Origin of the sequence: Micromonospora sp. CA-263727 (assembly GCF_050942455.1) — a bacterium.
Taxonomy (GTDB): Bacteria; Actinomycetota; Actinomycetes; order Mycobacteriales; family Micromonosporaceae; genus Micromonospora.
On the sequence record NZ_CP192031.1, the window covers coordinates 5,735,812 to 5,755,000 of the forward strand.

General features: G+C 70.0%; 11 protein-coding genes and 2 rRNA genes (1 of these 13 cut by a window edge). 4 read left to right on the forward strand and 9 right to left on the reverse strand.

All coding sequences use genetic code 11. The features are described from left to right. Positions 1-36 precede the first annotated feature (36 nt). A complete protein-coding gene (locus tag ACQPYA_RS25015; protein ID WP_433529522.1) occupies positions 37-1,509 on the forward strand; it encodes a cryptochrome/photolyase family protein in 1,473 nt (490 codons plus the stop codon). Between the two features lie 9 nt (positions 1,510-1,518). Here ACQPYA_RS25015 and ACQPYA_RS25020 read toward each other — a convergent pair whose 3' ends face one another. The 3 genes from ACQPYA_RS25020 to ACQPYA_RS25030 all read right to left on the reverse strand — a co-directional run bounded on the left by ACQPYA_RS25020 (position 1,519) and on the right by ACQPYA_RS25030 (position 6,716). Continuing rightward, entirely contained in the window at positions 1,519-2,217 is a 699-nt protein-coding gene (locus ACQPYA_RS25020; RefSeq protein WP_433529523.1) for a lysophospholipid acyltransferase family protein, read from the reverse strand. Between the two features lie 164 nt (positions 2,218-2,381). Beyond that, complete coding sequence (ileS, locus tag ACQPYA_RS25025; RefSeq protein WP_433529524.1) at positions 2,382-5,603, reverse strand: isoleucine--tRNA ligase; 3,222 nt, start codon at positions 5,601-5,603, stop codon at positions 2,382-2,384. Positions 5,604-5,945: 342 nt separating this feature from the next. After that, positions 5,946-6,716, reverse strand: a complete 771-nt coding sequence (locus tag ACQPYA_RS25030; protein ID WP_433529525.1) for an alpha/beta fold hydrolase — start codon at positions 6,714-6,716, stop codon at positions 5,946-5,948. Between the two features lie 138 nt (positions 6,717-6,854). Here ACQPYA_RS25030 and ACQPYA_RS25035 point away from each other — a divergent pair, with 138 nt between their 5' ends. Further along, complete coding sequence (locus ACQPYA_RS25035; RefSeq protein WP_433529526.1) at positions 6,855-9,308, forward strand: amylo-alpha-1,6-glucosidase; 2,454 nt, start codon at positions 6,855-6,857, stop codon at positions 9,306-9,308. 84 nt (positions 9,309-9,392) lie between these two features. Here ACQPYA_RS25035 and ndk read toward each other — a convergent pair whose 3' ends face one another. Next, positions 9,393-9,818, reverse strand: coding sequence for a nucleoside-diphosphate kinase (ndk, locus tag ACQPYA_RS25040; protein WP_433529527.1), 426 nt, complete (start codon positions 9,816-9,818; stop codon positions 9,393-9,395). Positions 9,819-9,961: 143 nt separating this feature from the next. On the opposite strand from ndk, the gene ACQPYA_RS25045 reads away from it, so the two are divergent. After that, positions 9,962-11,365, forward strand: a complete 1,404-nt coding sequence (locus ACQPYA_RS25045) for a VOC family protein (protein ID WP_433529528.1) — start codon at positions 9,962-9,964, stop codon at positions 11,363-11,365. Positions 11,366-11,374: 9 nt separating this feature from the next. Here ACQPYA_RS25045 and ACQPYA_RS25050 read toward each other — a convergent pair whose 3' ends face one another. The 3 genes from ACQPYA_RS25050 to ACQPYA_RS25060 form a co-directional block, all read right to left on the reverse strand. After that, a complete protein-coding gene (locus ACQPYA_RS25050; RefSeq protein WP_433529529.1) occupies positions 11,375-11,833 on the reverse strand; it encodes a DUF4233 domain-containing protein in 459 nt (152 codons plus the stop codon). After that, positions 11,830-13,101 carry a bifunctional folylpolyglutamate synthase/dihydrofolate synthase gene (locus ACQPYA_RS25055; RefSeq protein WP_433533607.1) on the reverse strand — a complete coding sequence of 424 codons (1,272 nt, stop codon included), beginning with the start codon at positions 13,099-13,101 and terminating at the stop codon, positions 11,830-11,832. Before ACQPYA_RS25055 ends, ACQPYA_RS25050 begins: the two co-directional genes overlap by 4 nt. 191 nt (positions 13,102-13,292) lie before the next feature. Beyond that, positions 13,293-15,911, reverse strand: a complete 2,619-nt coding sequence (locus tag ACQPYA_RS25060) for a valine--tRNA ligase (protein WP_433529530.1) — start codon at positions 15,909-15,911, stop codon at positions 13,293-13,295. Between the two features lie 69 nt (positions 15,912-15,980). Here ACQPYA_RS25060 and ACQPYA_RS25065 point away from each other — a divergent pair, with 69 nt between their 5' ends. Further along, on the forward strand, positions 15,981-16,664 hold the full coding sequence (locus tag ACQPYA_RS25065; RefSeq protein ID WP_433529531.1) for a hypothetical protein: 684 nt from the start codon (positions 15,981-15,983) through the stop codon (positions 16,662-16,664). 84 nt (positions 16,665-16,748) lie between these two features. Here ACQPYA_RS25065 and rrf read toward each other — a convergent pair. Both rrf and ACQPYA_RS25075 read right to left on the reverse strand, forming a co-directional pair. After that, positions 16,749-16,865 (reverse strand): 5S ribosomal RNA (gene rrf, locus ACQPYA_RS25070). A gap of 97 nt (positions 16,866-16,962) precedes the next feature. Continuing rightward, positions 16,963-19,189, reverse strand: a 23S ribosomal RNA gene (locus ACQPYA_RS25075); it runs 888 nt beyond the window's last position.

A 19,189-nucleotide genomic window follows, 5' to 3' on the forward strand; every position in this document is an offset into this window, starting at 1 on the left:
CTCACTCTCGACCCCCCGATATGGGACGATCGGGGCATGCCGCGGCGTTGGCTCTTCGCTGACCAACTGGGGCCGCACTTCCTCGACGACCGCCATCAACCGGTGCTGCTGATCGAATCGAAGGCGGTCTTCCGGCGTCGCGCGTTCCACCGGCAGAAGGCGCACCTGGTGCTCTCCGCGCTGCGCCACCGCGCCGCCGAGCTGGGTGACCAGGCGATCTCGCTGCGCGCCGAGACCTACCGGCAGGCGCTGCGCCGGGTACGCGAGCCACTGGAGGTCTGCCAGCCGACCTCCCGGGCGGCCCTGGACCTCGTCCGCGGGCTGGACCGGGTGACCGTGTTGCCACCGCGCGGCTTCGTCACCGGTCTCGACGACTTCGCCGACTGGGCGGACAGCCGGCGGGGAGCGCTACGCATGGAGGCGTTCTACCGGTTCGCCCGGGAGCACCACCGGGTGCTGGTCGACGGCGACGAGCCGGTCGGCGGGCGGTGGAGTTTCGACACCGAGAACCGCCAGCCCCCGCCGAAGGGCACCGACCGGCTCGACGTACCGCCCCCGCCGACGCCCCGCGAGGACGACATCGACGCCGAGGTCCGGGCCGACCTCGACCGCTGGGAGCGGGAAGGCATCCGGTTCGTCGGGCGCGACGGCCCGCGCCGCTTCCCGGTCACCACCCGCGAGGCGCAGACCCGGCTGCGGCACTTCCTCAAGCACCGGCTGCCCCGGTTCGGCCCGTACGAGGACGCGATGCTCGCGGACGACCCGTGGCTGGCGCACAGCCTGCTCTCCTCCTCGTTCAACCTCGGGCTGCTCGATCCGATGGCGGCGATCCGGGGCGCCGAGCAGGCGTACCGCAAGCAGGGCGCGCCGCTGCCCAGCGTGGAGGGTTTCATCCGGCAGGTGCTCGGCTGGCGGGACTTCATCTGGAACCTGTACTGGTACTTCGACCCCGGCTACCGCCGCGGCAACGCGCTGGCCGCCCGGCAGTCGGTGCCGGCCTGGTTCCGTGACCTGGACGCCGGGGCCGTGCAGGCGCGCTGCCTGTCGGGCGTCCTGTCCGACCTGCGCGAGCACGGTTGGGTGCACCACATCCCCCGGCTGATGGTGCTGGGCAACTACGCCCTGCAACGGGGCTGGCGGCCGAGCGAGATGGTGGACTTCTTCCACCGCAGCTTCGTCGATGGGTACGACTGGGTGATGACCGTCAACGTCGTCGGCATGAGCCAGTACGCCGACCTCGGGCGGATGAGCACCAAGCCGTACGTGGCCGGCGGCGCGTACATCAACCGGATGAGCGACTACTGCGGCGGCTGCCGGTACGACCCGAAGACCCGGCTGGGCGAGAAGGCCTGCCCCTTCACCGCCGGCTACTGGTCGTTCCTGGCCCGCAACCGGGACCGGATCCCGGGCAACGCCCGGCTGGCCCGCACCATGGCCCAACTCGACCGGCTCCACGACGTCGACCAGGTACGCGCCCAGGAGGACCACCGGGGCGGCACGCCGCCGTGACCCCGGGGATCAGCCGGCCTTGGGTTCGTCGGCGGTCGGCGGCTGGGCCCGGGGCGGGGCATAGCGGGAGACGTACTCCTGGCCGGTGAGCTTCTGGATCTCGCCCATCATCTCGTCGGTCATCTGCCGCAGCGAGAGCCGGTCGTCGGGCCGGCCGGTGAAGTCCAGCGGCTTGCCGAACCTGATGGTGATCTTTCCGGTGAAGGGTCGCGGCACCCGGGCGCCGATCGGCTGCACCTTCTCGGTGCCGATCATGCCGACCGGAATGATCGGCACGCCGGCCGAGATGGCGAGGCGGACCGCCCCGGTACGCCCGCGGTAGAGCCGCCCGTCCGGCGAGCGGGTGCCCTCCGGGTAGACCACCACCAGGTCACCGCCCTGGAGCGCCGGGATGGCGGCGTCGAACGCGGAGAGCGCGGCCCGGCCGCCGGCCCGCTCCACCGGGATCGCGCCGAGGCCGGTCAGCACGAACTTGGAGAACCACCCCTTGACGCCCGTCCCCTTGAAGTATTCGGACTTGGCCCAGAAGGCCAGGTGCCGCGGCACGACCGTGCCGAGGAACAGCTCGTCGGCCACGGAGAGGTGGTTGCCGGCGAAGATCGCCCCGCCGGTCTCCGGAACGTGCTCCAGTCCCTCCACGGTCGGCCGGAACGCCAGCCGCATCGTGGGCCCCACGGTGAGCTTGCCGATGGTGTAGAGCAGCGGCACTGGTCCTCCGGCAGATCGAGTGAGGTAAGGGCGGTGTCACGGTAGCGGACCGCCGCACACCATCATCCGCGAGGTAGGGAACGTCCGCTGGCCGGGTGATGGGTGTTAAGAAGGGGCCCCTGCACTACCCCAGGCGTTAACAAGGGGCCCCTCCTTACCAGCGGTCAGGCGCGGTGGACGGCGACGGTCACGCGCTCGCCGTCGCCGGCCTCGCCGGCGAAGCCGGTGATCTCCTCGGCGAAGTCGACGCGGTCGGCGAGCACCTCCCGGGCCACGAAGTCGGCGTACCCGGACACCGCGGCCCGGACCTCCGCGGAGGCCGACAGCGACACCACGATCCGGTCGGAGACGTCCAGGTCGGCGTCCCGGCGGGCCTGCTGCACCACCCGTACGACGTCCCGGGCCAGCCCCTCGGCGGCCAGCTCGGGGGTGACCGTGGTGTCCAGCACCACCACCCCCTCGCCGCCGGGCAGCGGCGCGGAGTGCTCGGCGTCGGCCGCGACCAGGCGCAGCTCGTACTCGCCCTCGGCGAGGGTGACCCCGGCGGCCACCGGAGCGCCGTCGCGAAGCTCCCACTCCCCCGCCTTGACCGCCTTGATCACCTGCTGCACCTGCTTGCCGACCCGGGGCCCGAGCGCCCGGGGCACCACGGTCAGCACCTGCTGGCAGTACGCGGACACCTCGCCGGTGAAGACGACCTCCTTCACGTTGACCTCGTCGGCGACCAGGTCGGCGAAGGGGCGCAGTTGCTCGGCCACCGGCGAGGCCACGGTCAGCCTGGACAGCGGCAGCCGCACCCGCAGCCCCTTGGCCTTGCGCAGCGACAGCGCCGCCGAGGCGACCGCGCGCACGTTGTCCATCGCGGCGACCAGGTCGTGGTCGGCCGGGAACTCCGTCGCCTGCGGCCAGTCGGTCAGGTGCACCGACCGCTCGCCGGTCAGCCCGCGCCAGATCTCCTCCGCGGTCAGCGGCGCCAGCGGCGCCACCACCCGGCAGAGCGTCTCCAGCACCGTCCAGAGGGTGTCGAACGCGTCGGTGTCCCCGCTCCAGAACCGGTCCCGGGATCGGCGCACGTACCAGTTGGTCAGCGCGTCCAGGTAGGACCGGACAGTGGCGCAGGCCCCCGAGATGTCGTACGCGTCCATCTGCGCGCCGACCGTCTCGACCAGCTCGTTCGTCTTCGCCAGCAGGTACCGGTCGAGCAGGTTGCCGGCGGCGGCCCCGCCCTCGCCGGCCCGCTCAGCGCCGGCCTTCCGCTTGGCCTGGTAGCCCTCCGCGTTGGCGTAGAGCGAGAAGAAGTACCAGACGTTCCAGAGCGGCAGCAGCACCTGCCGGACGGCGTCCCGGATGCCCGACTCGGTGACCGCCATGTCCCCGCCGCGCAGCACCGGCGAGGACATCAGCATCCAGCGCATCGCGTCCGAGCCGTACGAGTCGAAGACGTGGTACACGTCCGGGTAGTTGCGCAGGCTCTTGGACATCTTGCGCCCGTCGGAGCCGAGCAGGATGCCGTGGCTGAGGCAGTTGCGGAACGCCGGCCGGTCGAAGAGCGCGGTGGCCAGCACGTGCATGGTGTAGAACCAGCCGCGGGTCTGCCCGATGTACTCGACGATGAAGTCACCCGGGTAGTGGTGCTCGAACCAGTCACGGTTCTCGAACGGGTAGTGCACCTGGGCGAACGGCATCGAGCCGGACTCGAACCAGCAGTCCAGCACCTCCGGCACCCGGCGCATCGTCGACCTGCCGGTCGGGTCGTCCGGGTTGGGGCGGACCAGCTCGTCCACCGCCGGCCGGTGCAGGTCGGTCAGGCGTACGCCGAAGTCCCGCTCGATCTCGGCGAGCGACCCGTACACGTCGACCCGCGGGTGGTTCGGGTCGTCGGAGCGCCACACCGGGATGGGCGAACCCCAGAACCGGTTCCGGCTGATCGACCAGTCCCGGGCGTTGGCCAGCCACTTGCCGAACGAGCCGTCCTTGATGTGCCCCGGCGTCCAGTTGATCTGCTGGTTCAGCTCGACCATCCGGTCCTTGAACTTCGTCACCGCGACGAACCACGACGACACCGCCTTGTAGACCAGCGGGGTGTCGCAACGCCAGCAGTGCGGGTACGAGTGGGTGTAGGTGTCCTGCTTGAGCACCACCCCCCGCTCCTTCAGCTCCCGGATCACCGGCCTGTTGACGTCGAAGACCTGCTCACCCTGGTACGGCGGGACCAGCCCGGTGAACCGGGTGTGATCGTCGACGGTGACGATGGTGGGGATGCCGGCCGCGTTGCAGACGTTCTGGTCGTCCTCGCCGAAGGCCGGGGCCAGGTGCACGATCCCGGTGCCGTCCTCGGTGGTCACGAACTCCGCGCCGAGCACCTGGTACGCGTTCTCACCGGCCTGCTCGACCAGGAAGTCGAAGAGTGGCGTGTACCGGCGCCCCACCAGCTCCGCGCCGCGCACCGTGCCGACCTGCTGGTACCCCTCCAGCTCCCTGGCGTACGCCCCGAGCCGGGCCGCGCCGACGACGAACCGGACGCCGTCGCGCTCCAGCACCGCGTACTCGATGTCGGGGCCGACGGCGAGCGCCAGGTTCGACGGCAGCGTCCACGGCGTGGTGGTCCAGACGCCGAGCTGCACCGGACCGCGGACCAGCTCCGGCGCGGAGTCGTCCGGCGTCAGCTCGAACCACACCGACAGGGTCGGGTCGTGCCGGTCCCGGTAGACGTCGTCCATCCGGGTCTCGGTGTTCGACAGCGGCGTCTCACACCGCCAGCAGTACGCCAGCACCCGGAAACCCTCGTAGACCAGACCCTTGTCGTGCAGGGTCTTGAAGGCCCACATGACGCTCTCCATGTAGTCCAGGTCGAGGGTCTTGTAGTCGTTGGCGAAGTCGACCCAGCGGGCCTGCCGGGTGACGTACCGCTCCCAGTCCTGGGTGAACTCCAGCACCGAGGCGCGGCACGCCTCGTTGAACCGGCCCACGCCGAGGTCGAGGATCTCCGCCTTGCTGGTGATGCCGAGCTGCTTCTCGGCCACCACCTCGGCGGGCAGGCCGTGGCAGTCCCAGCCGAAACGCCGCTCCACCCGCCGGCCGCGCATGGTCTGGTAGCGCGGCACCACGTCCTTGACGTACCCGGTGAAGAGGTGGCCGTAGTGCGGCAGACCGTTGGCGAACGGCGGCCCGTCGTAGAAGACGTACTCGTTGTCGGCGGCGCCCGCGTCGCCGCCATCGGTGCCGGCCGTCGGTTCCGGTTGCCGGCGGGATGCCGGCCTGGCCTCGACGGACGCCTCGAAGGTCTTGTCGGCCGTCCAGTGCTCCAGCACCCGGCGCTCGACCGCGGGCAGGTCCGGGCTCGCCGGGACTCCGGCGGCGGTCGGGTCGTGCAACGGATAGGCCATCGGGGGTCGCTCTCCTCGCTGACGCTCACTGTCGTGTGGGTCTGCGAGGACGAGCCTCCTCCGGTACGCCGTCACCGGCGCCCCGGGCCGGGCCCGCGGTACCACCCCGCTTGACGGTCAGGATCGACCGCCCGCTCATCGGCCGGCTGTGACGGGCCGGACCCGTCCGGTTCTACTGAGCCGGTCACCCGGCCGTTCTTCCGGAGGCTCACCGGTGATAGCCGGATCATCGCCGTACCCGCCCACAATACCCGCCGCCGTCGCGCCCCCGACACCTCATTCCCCGCGCCCTCTCGCCGGCTGGGCTTCCTGCGTCCTGCGGCCGGGGGTCGCCGGCCGCGGTCAGGCGGTGATCTCCAGGTAGCGGTCGACCATCGCGTTCACCTGCGCCGGCACCTCGAACTGCATGAAGTGCCCGGAGCCGACGGTCTGGCCGATGTGCGCCTCGGGAACCAGCCGGGCGAGGTGCGCGTAGTCGGCGAACGGGGCGTCGGTGCCGATCAGGAGCAGCGTCCGGGCCCAGGCGGTCAGTGCCGCCACGTCCCCCTCCCGCTCCACGTACTCGGCCAACCCGGCGATCGGGGCGTAGGCCACCTCGGTCGAGGGCCGGGCCATCGCCCGGACCACCCGTTCCACCAGGGCCGGATCGGAGTAGGGCCGGAAGTACGAACGGACGATCTGCTCCCGGACCGCGCCCGACGTGTCGTTCCTCAGCGAGGCGGCCACCTGCGCGATCGCGTCGGCGGCGCCGGGCGGCCCGGCGACGGCCGAGTCGAGCAGGACCAGCCCCCTGAACACGTCCCGGTCGGCGGCTGCCGCCGCCAGGGACCAGACACCGCCCAGGCTGTGCCCAACGACGGTGACCCGGCGCAGGCGGAGTTCCCGGGTCAGCGCACGAAGATGGCCGGCCATCTGCTCGACGCCGTACCCGTCGGGCGGGGGTGGGCTGTGGCCGTGGCCCGGCATGTCCACCGCGATCACGCGGGCCCGCCGGGCGGCAAGATGCCGGGCCAGCGGCGTCATGAAGGTGTGATCGCAGCACCAACCGTGCACCAGCAGAAAGGTGCCGCGTCCGCCCTGCCCGTAGGTGTGGTATCGAACTCCACTGGTCATCTGTGTCACTGTCACCACCTCCGGGGGAAACGTACCCCTGCTTCCTGAGAGACAGCGCTCACCTGGGCATCTGCGGCGTACCGTGTGTCGGTTCGGCTTCGCGTGCGCCGGCCGCGCCCGACACGACGGGGAGAAGTGGTGACTGAACGGCTCAACGAGTTCTTCACCGGCCTGGCCAGTTCCTCCGTCGGCCGGCTGCCCGCCACGCCCACCGGGCTGCTCCGCTTCGACTTCGTCGCCGCCAGTGGCGGGACGGACACCTGGTTCGTCCGGCTCTGCGGCGGCCGAGCCCGGGCACGGCGAGACGGCGGGCGTGCCGACTGCCGCGTCGAGATGCGGGCCGAGGTGTTCGAGCGCCTGCTCGCCGGGGGCGACCAGGTCGTCGCCATGCTGTTCCGGGGCGTCGTCTCGGTCGAGGGCGAGTTGGCTCTCCTGCTGCTGTTCCAACGCCTGCTGCCGCTCCACGCCGACAGCCGGGCCAGCACACCGCCGGACTGGCCGACCGTGGACAACACGCTCAGCTTTGCCGGACTGCAAACGGCCAGCCGCATTTTCGCCGGCAACATGTTCATGATCAGCGAGTCCAACGGGGACGTTCAGGCCGACCGGGAGACCCCGCTCGGGCTCTACTTCTTCGACACCCGTTTCCTGTCGACCTGGCGGCTGACCATCGACGGCGAGTCGCTCTCCGTGCTCTCCCAGACCGGCGTGCACACCTGGGAGGCAAAGTACGGGCTCGTGCCCCGACAGCCCACCCACTACGTCAACGCCACCACCTCGATCCTGCGGCACCGCCTGGTGGGACACGAGTTCGAGGAAGAGATCACCCTGCTGAACCACGCGCCCGAGACGATGCGTCACACACTCCGGCTGGAGGTTGCCGCGGACTTCGTCGAGGTGCCGGAGATCTGGGAGGGCTGCCGCCGGATCCGTCCGGTGAGCGCCGCCGTCGACGAGGGAACGCTGCGCCTGCACTACCGGCGGCACACCTTGCACCGGGAAACGGTGATCACCGCCAGCACGCCGGCACAGATCACCGCGGAGGGACTGACCTTCACGCCCACCATCGCCGCACAGGGCGTCTGGACCACCCGGCTGCGGGTGCTCACCCTCGTCCGTGACCTGCGCCGTCGGGATCTCCGGGAACGGCTGACCAGCTCGACCGGACGCTCCCGGGCGTACTTCGCCCAGGACATCGCAAGCATGACCGATCCGGCGCCCCGGCTACGCGCCGACCACCGCCCCCTGGAAGAGGCGTACCGGCAGGGCCTGCACGACCTCGCCGCGCTGCACTACCCGGGGCTCAACTACCGGGAGGGCCTGCCCGCCACCGGCCTGCCCTGGTCGATGACGCTACTCAGTCGGGAGAGCCTGATCAGCAGCTTCCAGGCGCTGCCGTTCATCTCGGACCGGGCGGTCCGGACCATGCGTATCCTGTCGCTGACCCAGGGCAACCGGGAGGATCCGTTCCGCGGCGAGCAACCCGGAAAGATCGTCCAGGAGTGCCGGTACGGCGACTCGGCCGGCTTCAACGACACCCCGGAGTCGGCCAACTTCAACGCCGTCGACACGACGGCCCTCTTCGTCATCCTGCTGGACGAATACGAACGTTGGACCGGCGACGTGGACCTGGTCCACCAGTACCAGTTCCAGGTCCGAGCGGCCATCGACTGGCTCGACGGGTACGCCGACCCGGACGGCACCGGCTATGTCTGGACCCTCTGTCACCACACCCGTTCCACGCCGGTGAGCGGCAGTTGGCGCAGTTCGGCGAACTCGACCTGCTACGCCGACGGCCGCAGCGCCGGCTTCCCGCAGGCAAACTGTGAGGTGCAGGGATACACCTACGACGCGAAACTCCGTGCGGCCAGGATGGCCCGGTCGTTCTGGCAGGACCCGGAGTGGGCGGACCAGTTGGAGCGCGAGGCGGCCGGCCTGCGCCAGCGGTTCGACCGGGACTTCTGGCTGCCCGGCCGGGGTCACTACGCGGTGGCCCTGGACACCGACGGCCAGCCCGTCGACGGGTTGTCGTCGACCATCGGGCACCTGCTCTGGAGTGGCATGGTGCTGCCCGAGCGGGCCGACGACGTGGTACGGCACCTGTTCGGCCCGGGGCTCTGGTCGGGTTGGGGAATCCGCACCATGTCCGCCACCGAGAGCCGGTACAGCCCGCTCGGCCACCACACCGGCGCCGTCTGGCCCTGGGACAACTCGATCATCGCCTGGGGCCTGTGTCGCGCCGGCTTCCGAGAGGAGGCCGCCCGCATCGCCACCGCGATGCTGGAGGCGTCCCGCTACTTCCAGGGACGGCTGCCGGCGTACCTGACCGGCTACGAGCGGGCCACCACCCACGTACCGGTACCGCACGGCCTCACCGACAGCCCGTACGCCCTGTCGGCGGGAACACCCCTGCTGCTGCTACGCGCCCTGCTCGGACTGGAGCCGTACGGCAACCACCTGGCGGTGGACGCCGGGGTGCCGGAGCAGCTCGGCCAGATCGAGCTGCTCGACGTCCGCGGCCCCTGGGGGTACGCCGACGCGCTCGGCCGGGGCCGCCCGTTCCGCCCACGCGGGCAGGCGCGACGGTCATAGGCGACGGCCCCTGGCCGTCGCGCCCGGCACGGCGGGCCCGGGGGCGGACGATCCTCCTGCGCGGACCGCCGGCTCCCCTGACAGTCAGCCCAGCTCGGGGAACCAGAGTGCGATCTCGCGCTTGGCGCTGTCGGTCGAGTCGGAGGCGTGCACCAGGTTCTCCCGGTTGGACAGGGAGAGGTCGCCCCGGATGGTGCCGGCGGCGGCGCGACGCCCGTCGGTGGCCCCGATCAGGCCGCGTACCACCTCGATGACCTGGTCGCCGGAGAGCACCAGCGCGACCAGCGGGCCACCGGTCATGAAAGCCTTCAGCGGCGGGTAGAACGCCTTGTCCACGTGCTCGGCGTAGTGCTCGTCGGCCAGTGCGGCGTCCATCGTGCGGGACACCATCGCGTCGATCCGCAGCCCCTTGCGCTCGAACCGGGAGATGATCTCGCCGACGAGTCCGCGGCGAACCGCGTCGGGCTTGATCAGTACGAGCGAGCGCTCGTCCGGGCTGCTGCTGGACACGCTGGGTTCCTCCTCAGAGCGGAAACCGGTCGGGCTGGGTACGGTCAGCCTAGCGACCCGGTCCCGGCGCCGGCGCGGTGGTCGGTGCTTCCCCCGGCCTCCGATCCGGCCTAGCCTGGCCCTGACCACCCGGGAGGTCCACTGTGGCGAACGGCGGGAACCGACCCATCGCACCAGTACGCAAACTGATCGCGGCGGTGCTCGGCACCGTGGCCACCTTCGTCATCCTCTTCGGCCTGGGCATGACCAGCTGGGCCATCGTGGCGCTCGGGGTGGCCCTGCTGGTGCTGGCGATCGCGCTGGCCACCGTGCGCGGCGGCGGCCGGACCTGGGTGGTGGGCGCCGGGCACGTGCACAGCGCCTCCGAGCCGCCGACCCAGTACGCCTTCGGGCGCTGCGAACTCCAACTGGTGATCGACGCCCCCGGTCTGCCGCCCCGGTCGAAAAAGATCATCGAGCCGCGGGTGCCGGTCTCCAAGTGGCCGTCGCTGGGCCAGTCCCTGCCGATCCGGGTGGCGTTGGACGACCCTCGACACGTCCGGGTGCTCTGGGACGAGGTGCCCACCCACGCCGAGGCCGGCACCGCCGACCTGCCGCCCGAGTTCGCCAGCCACGTCCCCCCGGACGAGGTGCTCATCGGGCAGCAGGCCCCGCCGTGGGCCGGCCGGGCACCCGAGGACGACTTCCACGACCCGGTGGGCGACCCGCTGAGCGACCCGATCCGCCCGCTGGGTGACCCGGTCCACGACGACCCAGCCGAGCCCGTCGAGCAGCGGGAGACGGTGCGGGTGCGCCAGCGTCCGGGCGGGCCGGTCGTGTTGGAGGGGACGGTGGTGGAGCATGCCAGCGACCAGCCGCTGCCCCGCCGGGCCACGCCCGCGCCTCGCTCGCCCGCCGAGGAACGCTTCGCCGCGACGCCACCACCGGCCGAGGAGGAGCCCTCACCCGCCGGGCAGTTCGCCGGCTCGTCGGCCGGCCGGCTCGCCGACCCGCCGCCTGCTCCGACGGACCCGCTCGACCCGTTAGACCCGCTAGACCTGCCGCTGGACGACCCGAAGCCCGCTGCGGCAACCCGGGTCGGGCCGACCAGCGTCGGGGATGATGCGGTCGGCGCCCGGGAGTTGGACGAGGCGATCTTCGGTTTCGACCCGGAGGCGGCCGACCCGGCCGGGCCGATCAGCGGCGTGGGCATCACCCTGCTGGTCACCGAACTCTCCCGCTCCCTGGAGTTCTACCGGGACCGGCTCGGGTTCACCGAGGTCGACCGGGGCGCCGGCAACGCCGTGCTCTCCTCCGGGGCGACCCGGCTGGTGCTGCGGGAGGTGACCGGCGCGCAGCCGATCAGCCGTCGCCTGGTGCACGTCAACCTCGACGTCGACGACATCCAGTCGGCCTACGAGCGGCTGCGCGACTCGGGCGTCCGGTTCACCTACGCCCCCCGGGTGGTCAACCGGGGCACCAAGCTGGAGGTGTGGGCGGCGGCCTTCCGCGACCCGGACGGTCACGGCATCGCGCTGACCCAGTGGCGGGAGCGCGCCGAGGCGTGAGCCGGCGGCTCAGCCCAGGATCACCCGGCGTACGTGCCAGGCGTACGCCCAGACCAGCGCGAACATGACGCCCAGCGCGAACAGCGACCAGTGCAGCAGCCCGGAGAGCAGCAGCAGCCCCTGGAGCACGGTGCCGGCGTGCCACGCCCACGGCCGACGCATCATGCCGGCCAGCACGGCGGCGGCCACGGCCAGCGCCACCACGACGCCGATCGCCGCACCGCCGAGATCACCACCCACCACCCTGATCGGCTGGATGGCCAACAGCAGCACCAGCGCCTCCAGGGCGAGGGTGCCGGCGCCCAGGCCGCGTACCGCCCGCTGCGGGTCACGCAGCCCCGACCGGCGCGGCCCCGGCGGACCGCCGGGCTGACCCAGGTCGCCGGCTTGGCCAGCACCGCCGGCCTGCCCAGCATCGCCGGGTTGGCCGGTGACCTCCGGGCGGTGACCGCCGTCCGGCGCGGTCATCGCTTCAGCAGCCGGCGGGCGTCGGCCACGGTCACCACCGAGCCGGTGATGAGCACGCCGACGCCGGCCAGCTCGCCCGGTACGTCCTCCTCGGCGAGCGCCACCGCCGCCTCGATCGCGTCCGGTATCTCCTCGGCCACCTCGACCCGATCCGGCCCGAACACCTCGGCGGCCAGCGCCGCCAACTCCTTGGCCGGCATCGCCCGGGGCGAGCTGTTCCGGGTCACCACCAGCTGGTCCGCCACCGGCTCCAGCAACTCAAGCAGGCTGGCCGCGTCCTTGTCGGCCAGTACGCCCATCACCGCGACCAGCTTGCTGAACGCGAACTCCTCCTGCAGGGCGGTGACCGTGGCCGCCATCCCCTGCGGGTTGTGCGCGCCGTCCAGCAGGATCGTCGGGGCGCTGCGGACCCGCTCCAGCCGGCCGGGGGAGGTGGCGGCGGCGAAGCCCTCCCGCACCGTCTCCACGTCGAGCTGCCGCCGGGCGCCGGCGCCGAGGAACGCCTCGACGGCGGCGAGCGCCACCGCCGCGTTCTGCGCCTGGTGGGCACCGTGCAGCGGGACGAACACCTCCTCGTACACCCCGCCCAGGCCCTGCAGGCTGAGCACCTGCCCGCCGACCGCGACCGCCCGGCGCAGCACGCCGAACTCGGCCCCCTCCCGGGCGATGGTCGCGCCCACCTCGGCGCAGCGTTGCAGGATCGGCCGGGCGGCCTCCTCCTCCTGGGCGGCGCAGATGACCGTCGCCCCGGGGTGGATGATGCCGGACTTGGCGACCGCGATGTCGTGCAGCGTGTCACCGAGCCATTCGGTGTGGTCCAGCCCGATCGGGGTCAGGACGCACACCCCGGCCTGGATCACGTTGGTGGCGTCCTCGGCCCCGCCCAGGCCCACCTCGACCACGGCCACGTCGACCGGGGCGTCGGCGAACGCGGCGAACGCCAGCGCGGTGGTCATGTCGAAGTAGGTCAGCGGCTCGGCCGAACGGTCGTCCACCAGCTCGGCCAGCGGCTTCACCTCCTGGTAGACGGCGGTGAACCGGGCCTCGTCCACCGGCTCGCCGTCCAGGCTGATCCGCTCCCGGACGGTCTCCAGATGCGGGCTGGTGTACCGGCCGGTGTGCAGCCCGAACGCCCGCAACAGCGAGTCGATCATCCGGGCCGTGGAGGTCTTGCCGTTGGTGCCGGTCAGGTGGATCGACGGGTACGCCCGCTGCGGGCTGCCCAGCAGGTCGAGCAGGGACGAGATGCGATCCAGCTCGAAGAGCATCCGGGTGAACCCACGCTCGGCCAGCTCGGCCTCCACCTCGGCGAAGGCGGAGTGCCCGGCCCGGTTGCCCCGGTCTGTGCCCGAGCGGTCGTCGGCACGGTCGCGTCCGGTGCGGTCGGCACGGTCGCGTCCGGTGCGGTCGGTGCGGGCCTGGTCGGCGCGGTCGGTGCTGGTGCGGTCGGTGCGGTCGGTCACGAGGGAAGCGCCTCCAGGGCGGCGTCGATGCGGGCCAGGTCGGCCTCGGCGACGGCCAGCCGTTCACGGATCTTGGCGACGACGGGTTCGGGGGCCTTGCCGACGAACGCCGGGTTGTCCAGCTTCGCCCGGGCCTGCCCGGCCTCCTTCTCGGCCGCCGCGCGGTCCTTGGCCAGCCGGGCCCGTTCGGCCGCCACGTCGATCGAGCCCCGGGTGTCCAGCGCCACGCTGACCTCGCCCGGCATGGCCAGGGTGGCGCTGGCCTGGAACTCGTCGCCGGCCGGATCGAGCCGGGCCAGGGACCGGATCAGCGTCTCGTGCGCCGCGACACCGGCGCCGGCCAGCCCGTCGAGCCGGGCGGCCACCCGCTGGGTCGGGCGCAGTCCCTGGTCGGAGCGGAACCGGCGGACCTCGGTGACGACCCGTTGCAGGGTGGCCACCTCCGCCTCGGCGGCGTCGTCGACGAGCGCCCGGTCGGCGGCCGGCCAGGCCGCGGTCACCACCGTCTCGCCGCCGGTGAGCGCGGTCCAGAGCTCCTCGGTGACGAACGGGATCACCGGGTGCAGCAGCCGCAGCAGCTGGTCCAGCACGTGACCGAGGACCCGGCGGCTGACCGCGGCCGGTCCACCGCCGCCGGCCAGCACCGGCTTGCTCAGCTCGACGTACCAGTCGCAGACGTCGTCCCAGGCGAAGTGGTACAGCAGGTCGCAGACCTTGGCGAACTCGTACGCCTCGAACTGCTCGTCCACCTCGGCGGTGACGTGGGCCAGCCGGGACAGAACCCACCGGTCGACGGTCGACAGCTGCCCAGCGGCCGGCAGCGGGCCGTTGGTGTGCGCGCCATTGATCAGCGCGAACCGGGTGGCGTTCCAGAGCTTGTTGCAGAAGTTCCGCGAGCCCTGGCACCACTCCTCGCTGACCGGCACGTCGCCACCGGGGTTGGCGCCCCGGGCCAGGGTGAAGCGGGTGGCGTCGGCCCCGTACCGGTCGATCCAGTCCAGCGGATCGACCACGTTGCCGAACGACTTGGACATCTTCTTGCCGTGCTCGTCGCGGACCATGCCGTGCAGGGCGATCACGTCGAACGGCTGCCGGCCGTCCATCGCGTACAGGCCGAACATCATCATCCGGGCGACCCAGAAGAACAGGATGTCGTACCCGGTGACCAGCACGCTGGTCGGATAGAACTTGGCCAGATCCGGGGTCTGCTCCGGCCAGCCGAGGGTGGAGATCGGCCACAGGCCGCTGGAGAACCAGGTGTCCAGCACGTCCTCGTCCTGGTGCCAGCCCTCGCCGGTCGGCGGCTGCTCATCGGGCCCGACGCAGACGACCTCGCCCTGCGGGCCGTACCAGACCGGGATCCGGTGGCCCCACCAGAGCTGCCGGGAGATGCACCAGTCGTGCATGTTGTCGACCCAGGCGAAGTAGCGCTTGGCCAGCTCCGCCGGCTCGATCCGGACCCGGCCGTCGCGCACCGCGTCCCCGGCCGCCTTGGCCAGTGGCGAGGTGTTCACGAACCACTGCAACGACAGCCGGGGCTCGACCGTGGTCCGGCAGCGGGAGCAGTGACCGACGGCGTGCACGTACGGCCGCTTCTCCGCGACGACGCGCCCCTGCTCACGCAACGCGGCGACGATGGCCGGGCGGGCCTCGAACCGGTCCAGCCCCTGGAACGGGCCGGGCACGGTGATCACGCCCCGCTCGTCCATGACGGTCAGCGAGGGCAGGTCGTGCCGCTGCCCGATCTCGAAGTCGTTGGGGTCGTGCGCCGGGGTCACCTTCACCATGCCGGTGCCGAACGCCGGGTCGACGTGCGCGTCACCCACGATCGGGATCCGCCGCCCGGTCAGCGGCAGCTCGACCTCGGTGCCGATCAGGTGCCGGTACCGCTCGTCGTCCGGGTGCACCGCCACCGCGGTGTCGCCGAGCATCGTCTCGGCCCGGGTGGTGGCCACCACCACGTCGTCGCTGTAGCGGATCGAGACCAGTTCGCCGTCGTCGTCGGTGTGCTCCACCTCGATGTCGGAGAGGGCGGTCAGGCAGCGCGGGCACCAGTTGATGATCCGGTTCGCCCGGTAGATCAGCCGGTCGTCGTACAGCTTCTTGAACATGGTCTGGACGGCGCGCGACAGGCCCTCGTCCATGGTGAAGCGCTCGCGGTCCCAGTCCACCGAGTCGCCGAGGCGGCGCATCTGGCCGAGGATCGCCCCGCCGGATTCGGCCTTCCACTGCCAGACCCGCTCGACGAACTTCTCCCGGCCCAGGTCATGGCGGGACAGGCCCTGCGCGGCGAGCTGCCGCTCGACCACGTTCTGGGTGGCGATGCCGGCGTGGTCCATGCCGGGCAGCCAGAGCGCCTCGAAGCCCTGCATCCGCCTACGCCGCACCAGCGCGTCCTGCACGGTGTGGTCGAGCGCGTGGCCCATGTGCAGCGAGCCGGTCACGTTCGGCGGCGGAATGACGATGGTGAAGGGCTGCCGCTCGCTCTCCGCCGACGCCCGGAACCGACCGTCGGCTACCCACTGCTCGTACCGCCGCTGCTCTACCTCGCCGGGCTGGTACTGGCCGGCAAGGGTCGGGGCGTCGGGGCGTCGGGCATCCAGTCTCTCGGTCACCCTGAAAGTCTACGGAGCGCTTCGGCGGACCCGACGTGCGCCACCGGTCGTTCGCGTACGGTGTCGGCTATGTCCGACGCACATCTCACCGCCCGCCAACTCGACGAGGGCTCGCCGCCGGTCGAACTGACCGACGAGCCGATCGAGCTGAGCAACCGCGGCCCGGAGGAGAACACCGACCGGGTCACGGCCCCGGGTCGCCGGCGGCGCGTCGTGGTCACGCTCCTGGCGGTTCTCGCGCTGGCCGGTGTCGGCGCGTTCGGCAGTTGGGGTTGGCGGATCGTCCAGCAGAAGGACGCGCAGATCAGCGCCCCCGGCCAGGTGGCGGGGCTACGCCAGGACAACAGCGAGCGGGCGGTGAGCACCGCCGACTACCTGCGCAGCGGCCTGGCGGCCGACATCCGGTTGGACAGCAGCTTCGGCGCGGTCTACCAGGATCCGGCCGATGCCCGCCGCTCGGTCCTGATCTTCGGCGGTACGACGCTGCTGTGGCAGCCGGAGCGCGACCTGGACAGCCTCTTCGGGCTGATGACCGACGAGACGGGCGCGGTGACCGGCCTGCGCGACGTCCCGCCGGGGCGGCTGGGCGGCGTGATGAAGTGCGGCAGCACCAGCGGCGACGGCGGCGACTTCGCGATCTGCGGCTGGGCCGACCACGGCAGCGTGGTGATGGCCATGTTCCCGTTCCGTCCGGTCGACGAGTCCGCCGCGCTGCTGCGCGAGATCCGCGAGACCGTCCAGACCCGCAACTGAGCGGCCGGTCCGGCGTTACACCGGCACCTCCAGAAATGCGTTGAGGGCCGCCCCCTTACAGGGGGTGGCCCTCAACGAAAGATTGTCCGGCGGTGTCCTACTCTCCCACACCCTCCCGAGTGCAGTACCATCGGCGCTGGAGGGCTTAGCTTCCGGGTTCGGAATGTGACCGGGCGTTTCCCCTCCGCCATGACCGCCGTAACCTTATCAACATATCAAACAACACCAACACCAACACACTTGTCGGGGTGTATGTTTGTTTGTCGTGAGTTACACAGTGGACGCGAGCAGAACCTTCGTGAGCAAGTCCTCGGCCTATTAGTACCGGTCAACTGAACCCGTTACCGGGCTTACATCTCCGGCCTATCAACCCAGTCGTCTAGCTGGGGGCCTTACCCCCACAAATGTGGGGTGGGATACCTCATCTTGAAGCAAGCTTCCCGCTTAGATGCTTTCAGCGGTTATCCCTTCCGAACGTAGCTAACCAGCCGTGCCCCTGGCGGGACAACTGGCACACCAGAGGTTCGTCCGTCCCGGTCCTCTCGTACTAGGGACAGCCCTTCTCAAGTATCCTACGCGCACGGCGGATAGGGACCGAACTGTCTCACGACGTTCTAAACCCAGCTCGCGTACCGCTTTAATGGGCGAACAGCCCAACCCTTGGGACCTGCTACAGCCCCAGGATGCGACGAGCCGACATCGAGGTGCCAAACCATCCCGTCGATATGGACTCTTGGGGAAGATCAGCCTGTTATCCCCGGGGTACCTTTTATCCGTTGAGCGACACCGCTTCCACACGCAAGTGCCGGATCACTAGTCCCGACTTTCGTCCCTGCTCGACCCGTCAGTCTCACAGTCAAGCCCCCTTGTGCACTTGCACTCAACACCTGATTGCCAACCAGGCTGAGGGAACCTTTGGGCGCCTCCGTTACCCTTTAGGAGGCAACCGCCCCAGTTAAACTACCCACCAGACACTGTCCCTGAACCGGATAACGGCCCGAAGTTAGATACCCGAATCAACCAGAGTGGTATTTCAAGATTGCCTCCACACATACTGGCGTATGCGCTTCACCGGCTCCCACCTATCCTACACAAGCTAACTCAGATACCAATGTCAAGCTATAGTAAAGGTCCCGGGGTCTTTCCGTCCTGCCGCGCGTAACGAGCATCTTTACTCGTACTGCAATTTCGCCGGGCCTGTGGTTGAGACAGTGGGGAAGTCGTTACGCCATTCGTGCAGGTCGGAACTTACCCGACAAGGAATTTCGCTACCTTAGGATGGTTATAGTTACCACCGCCGTTTACTGGCGCTTAAGTTCTCCGCTTCGCCCCGAAGAGCTAACAGGTCCCCTTAACGTTCCAGCACCGGGCAGGCGTCAGTCCATATACATCGAATTACTTCTTCGCATGGACCTGTGTTTTTAGTAAACAGTCGCTTCCCCCTGCTCTCTGCGGCCATACAACGCTCCACCCGCACGGGGCTTCACGTCTCCGGCCCCCCTTCTCCCTAAGTTACGGGGGCAATTTGCCGAGTTCCTTAACCACAGTTCGCCCGATCGCCTCGGTATTCTCTACCTGACCACCTGTGTCGGTTTGGGGTACGGGCCGCTCGAAACTCGCTAGAGGCTTTTCTCGGCAGCATAGGATCACTGACTTCACCTGAATCGGCTCGGCATCACGTCTCAGCCTACATGCGCCACGGATTTGCCTATGGCACGGCCTACACGCTTACCCCGGCACAACCACCGGCCGGGCTCAGCTACCTTCCTGCGTCACCCCATCGCTTGACTACTACCCGCCAGGTTCCCACGCTCCCCCAGCATGGTCCGAAGACCACACCAGGCTCGGATGGTTAGCACAACGAAGTTCATCAGGGACGCTCCTTCGCGGGTACGGGAATATCAACCCGTTGTCCATCGACTACGCCTCTCGGCCTCGCCTTAGGTCCCGACTCACCCAGGGCGGATTAACCTGGCCCTGGAACCCTTGGTCATCCGGCGGAAGGGTTTCTCACCCTTCTTTCGCTACTCATGCCTGCATTCTCACTCGTGCCGCGTCCACAACTCGATCACTCGGCTGCTTCACCCCCGGCACGACGCTCCCCTACCCACCCACACACCTGCACCAGATTCCCAAAGAAACCCGGCGAAGTACACGTGTGAGTGCCACAGCTTCGGCGGTGTACTTGAGCCCCGCTACATTGTCGGCGCGGAACCACTTGACCAGTGAGCTATTACGCACTCTTTAAAGGATGGCTGCTTCTAAGCCAACCTCCTGGTTGTCTATGCGACCCCACATCCTTTTCCACTTAGCACACGCTTAGGGGCCTTAGCTGGTGATCTGGGCTGTTTCCCTCTCGACTACGAAGCTTATCCCCCGCAGTCTCACTGCCGCGCTCTCACTTACCGGCATTCGGAGTTTGGCTGATTTCGGTAAGCTTGTAGGCCCCCTAGACCATCCAGTGCTCTACCTCCGGCAAGAAACACACGACGCTGCACCTAAATGCATTTCGGGGAGAACCAGCT

Excerpts from the sequence above, each read along its gene's own strand:
- ACQPYA_RS25015 (WP_433529522.1), top strand. The coding sequence starts at position 37 with ATGCCGCGGCGTTGGCTCTTCGCTGACCAACTGGGGCCGCACTTCCTC.
- ACQPYA_RS25050 (WP_433529529.1), bottom strand. The coding sequence starts at position 11,833 with ATGACCGCGCCGGACGGCGGTCACCGCCCGGAGGTCACCGGCCAACCC.
- ACQPYA_RS25030 (WP_433529525.1), bottom strand. The coding sequence starts at position 6,716 with ATGACCAGTGGAGTTCGATACCACACCTACGGGCAGGGCGGACGCGGC.
- ileS (WP_433529524.1), bottom strand. The coding sequence starts at position 5,603 with ATGGCCTATCCGTTGCACGACCCGACCGCCGCCGGAGTCCCGGCGAGC.
- ACQPYA_RS25065 (WP_433529531.1), top strand. The coding sequence starts at position 15,981 with ATGTCCGACGCACATCTCACCGCCCGCCAACTCGACGAGGGCTCGCCG.
- ACQPYA_RS25055 (WP_433533607.1), bottom strand. The coding sequence starts at position 13,101 with ATGCTCTTCGAGCTGGATCGCATCTCGTCCCTGCTCGACCTGCTGGGC.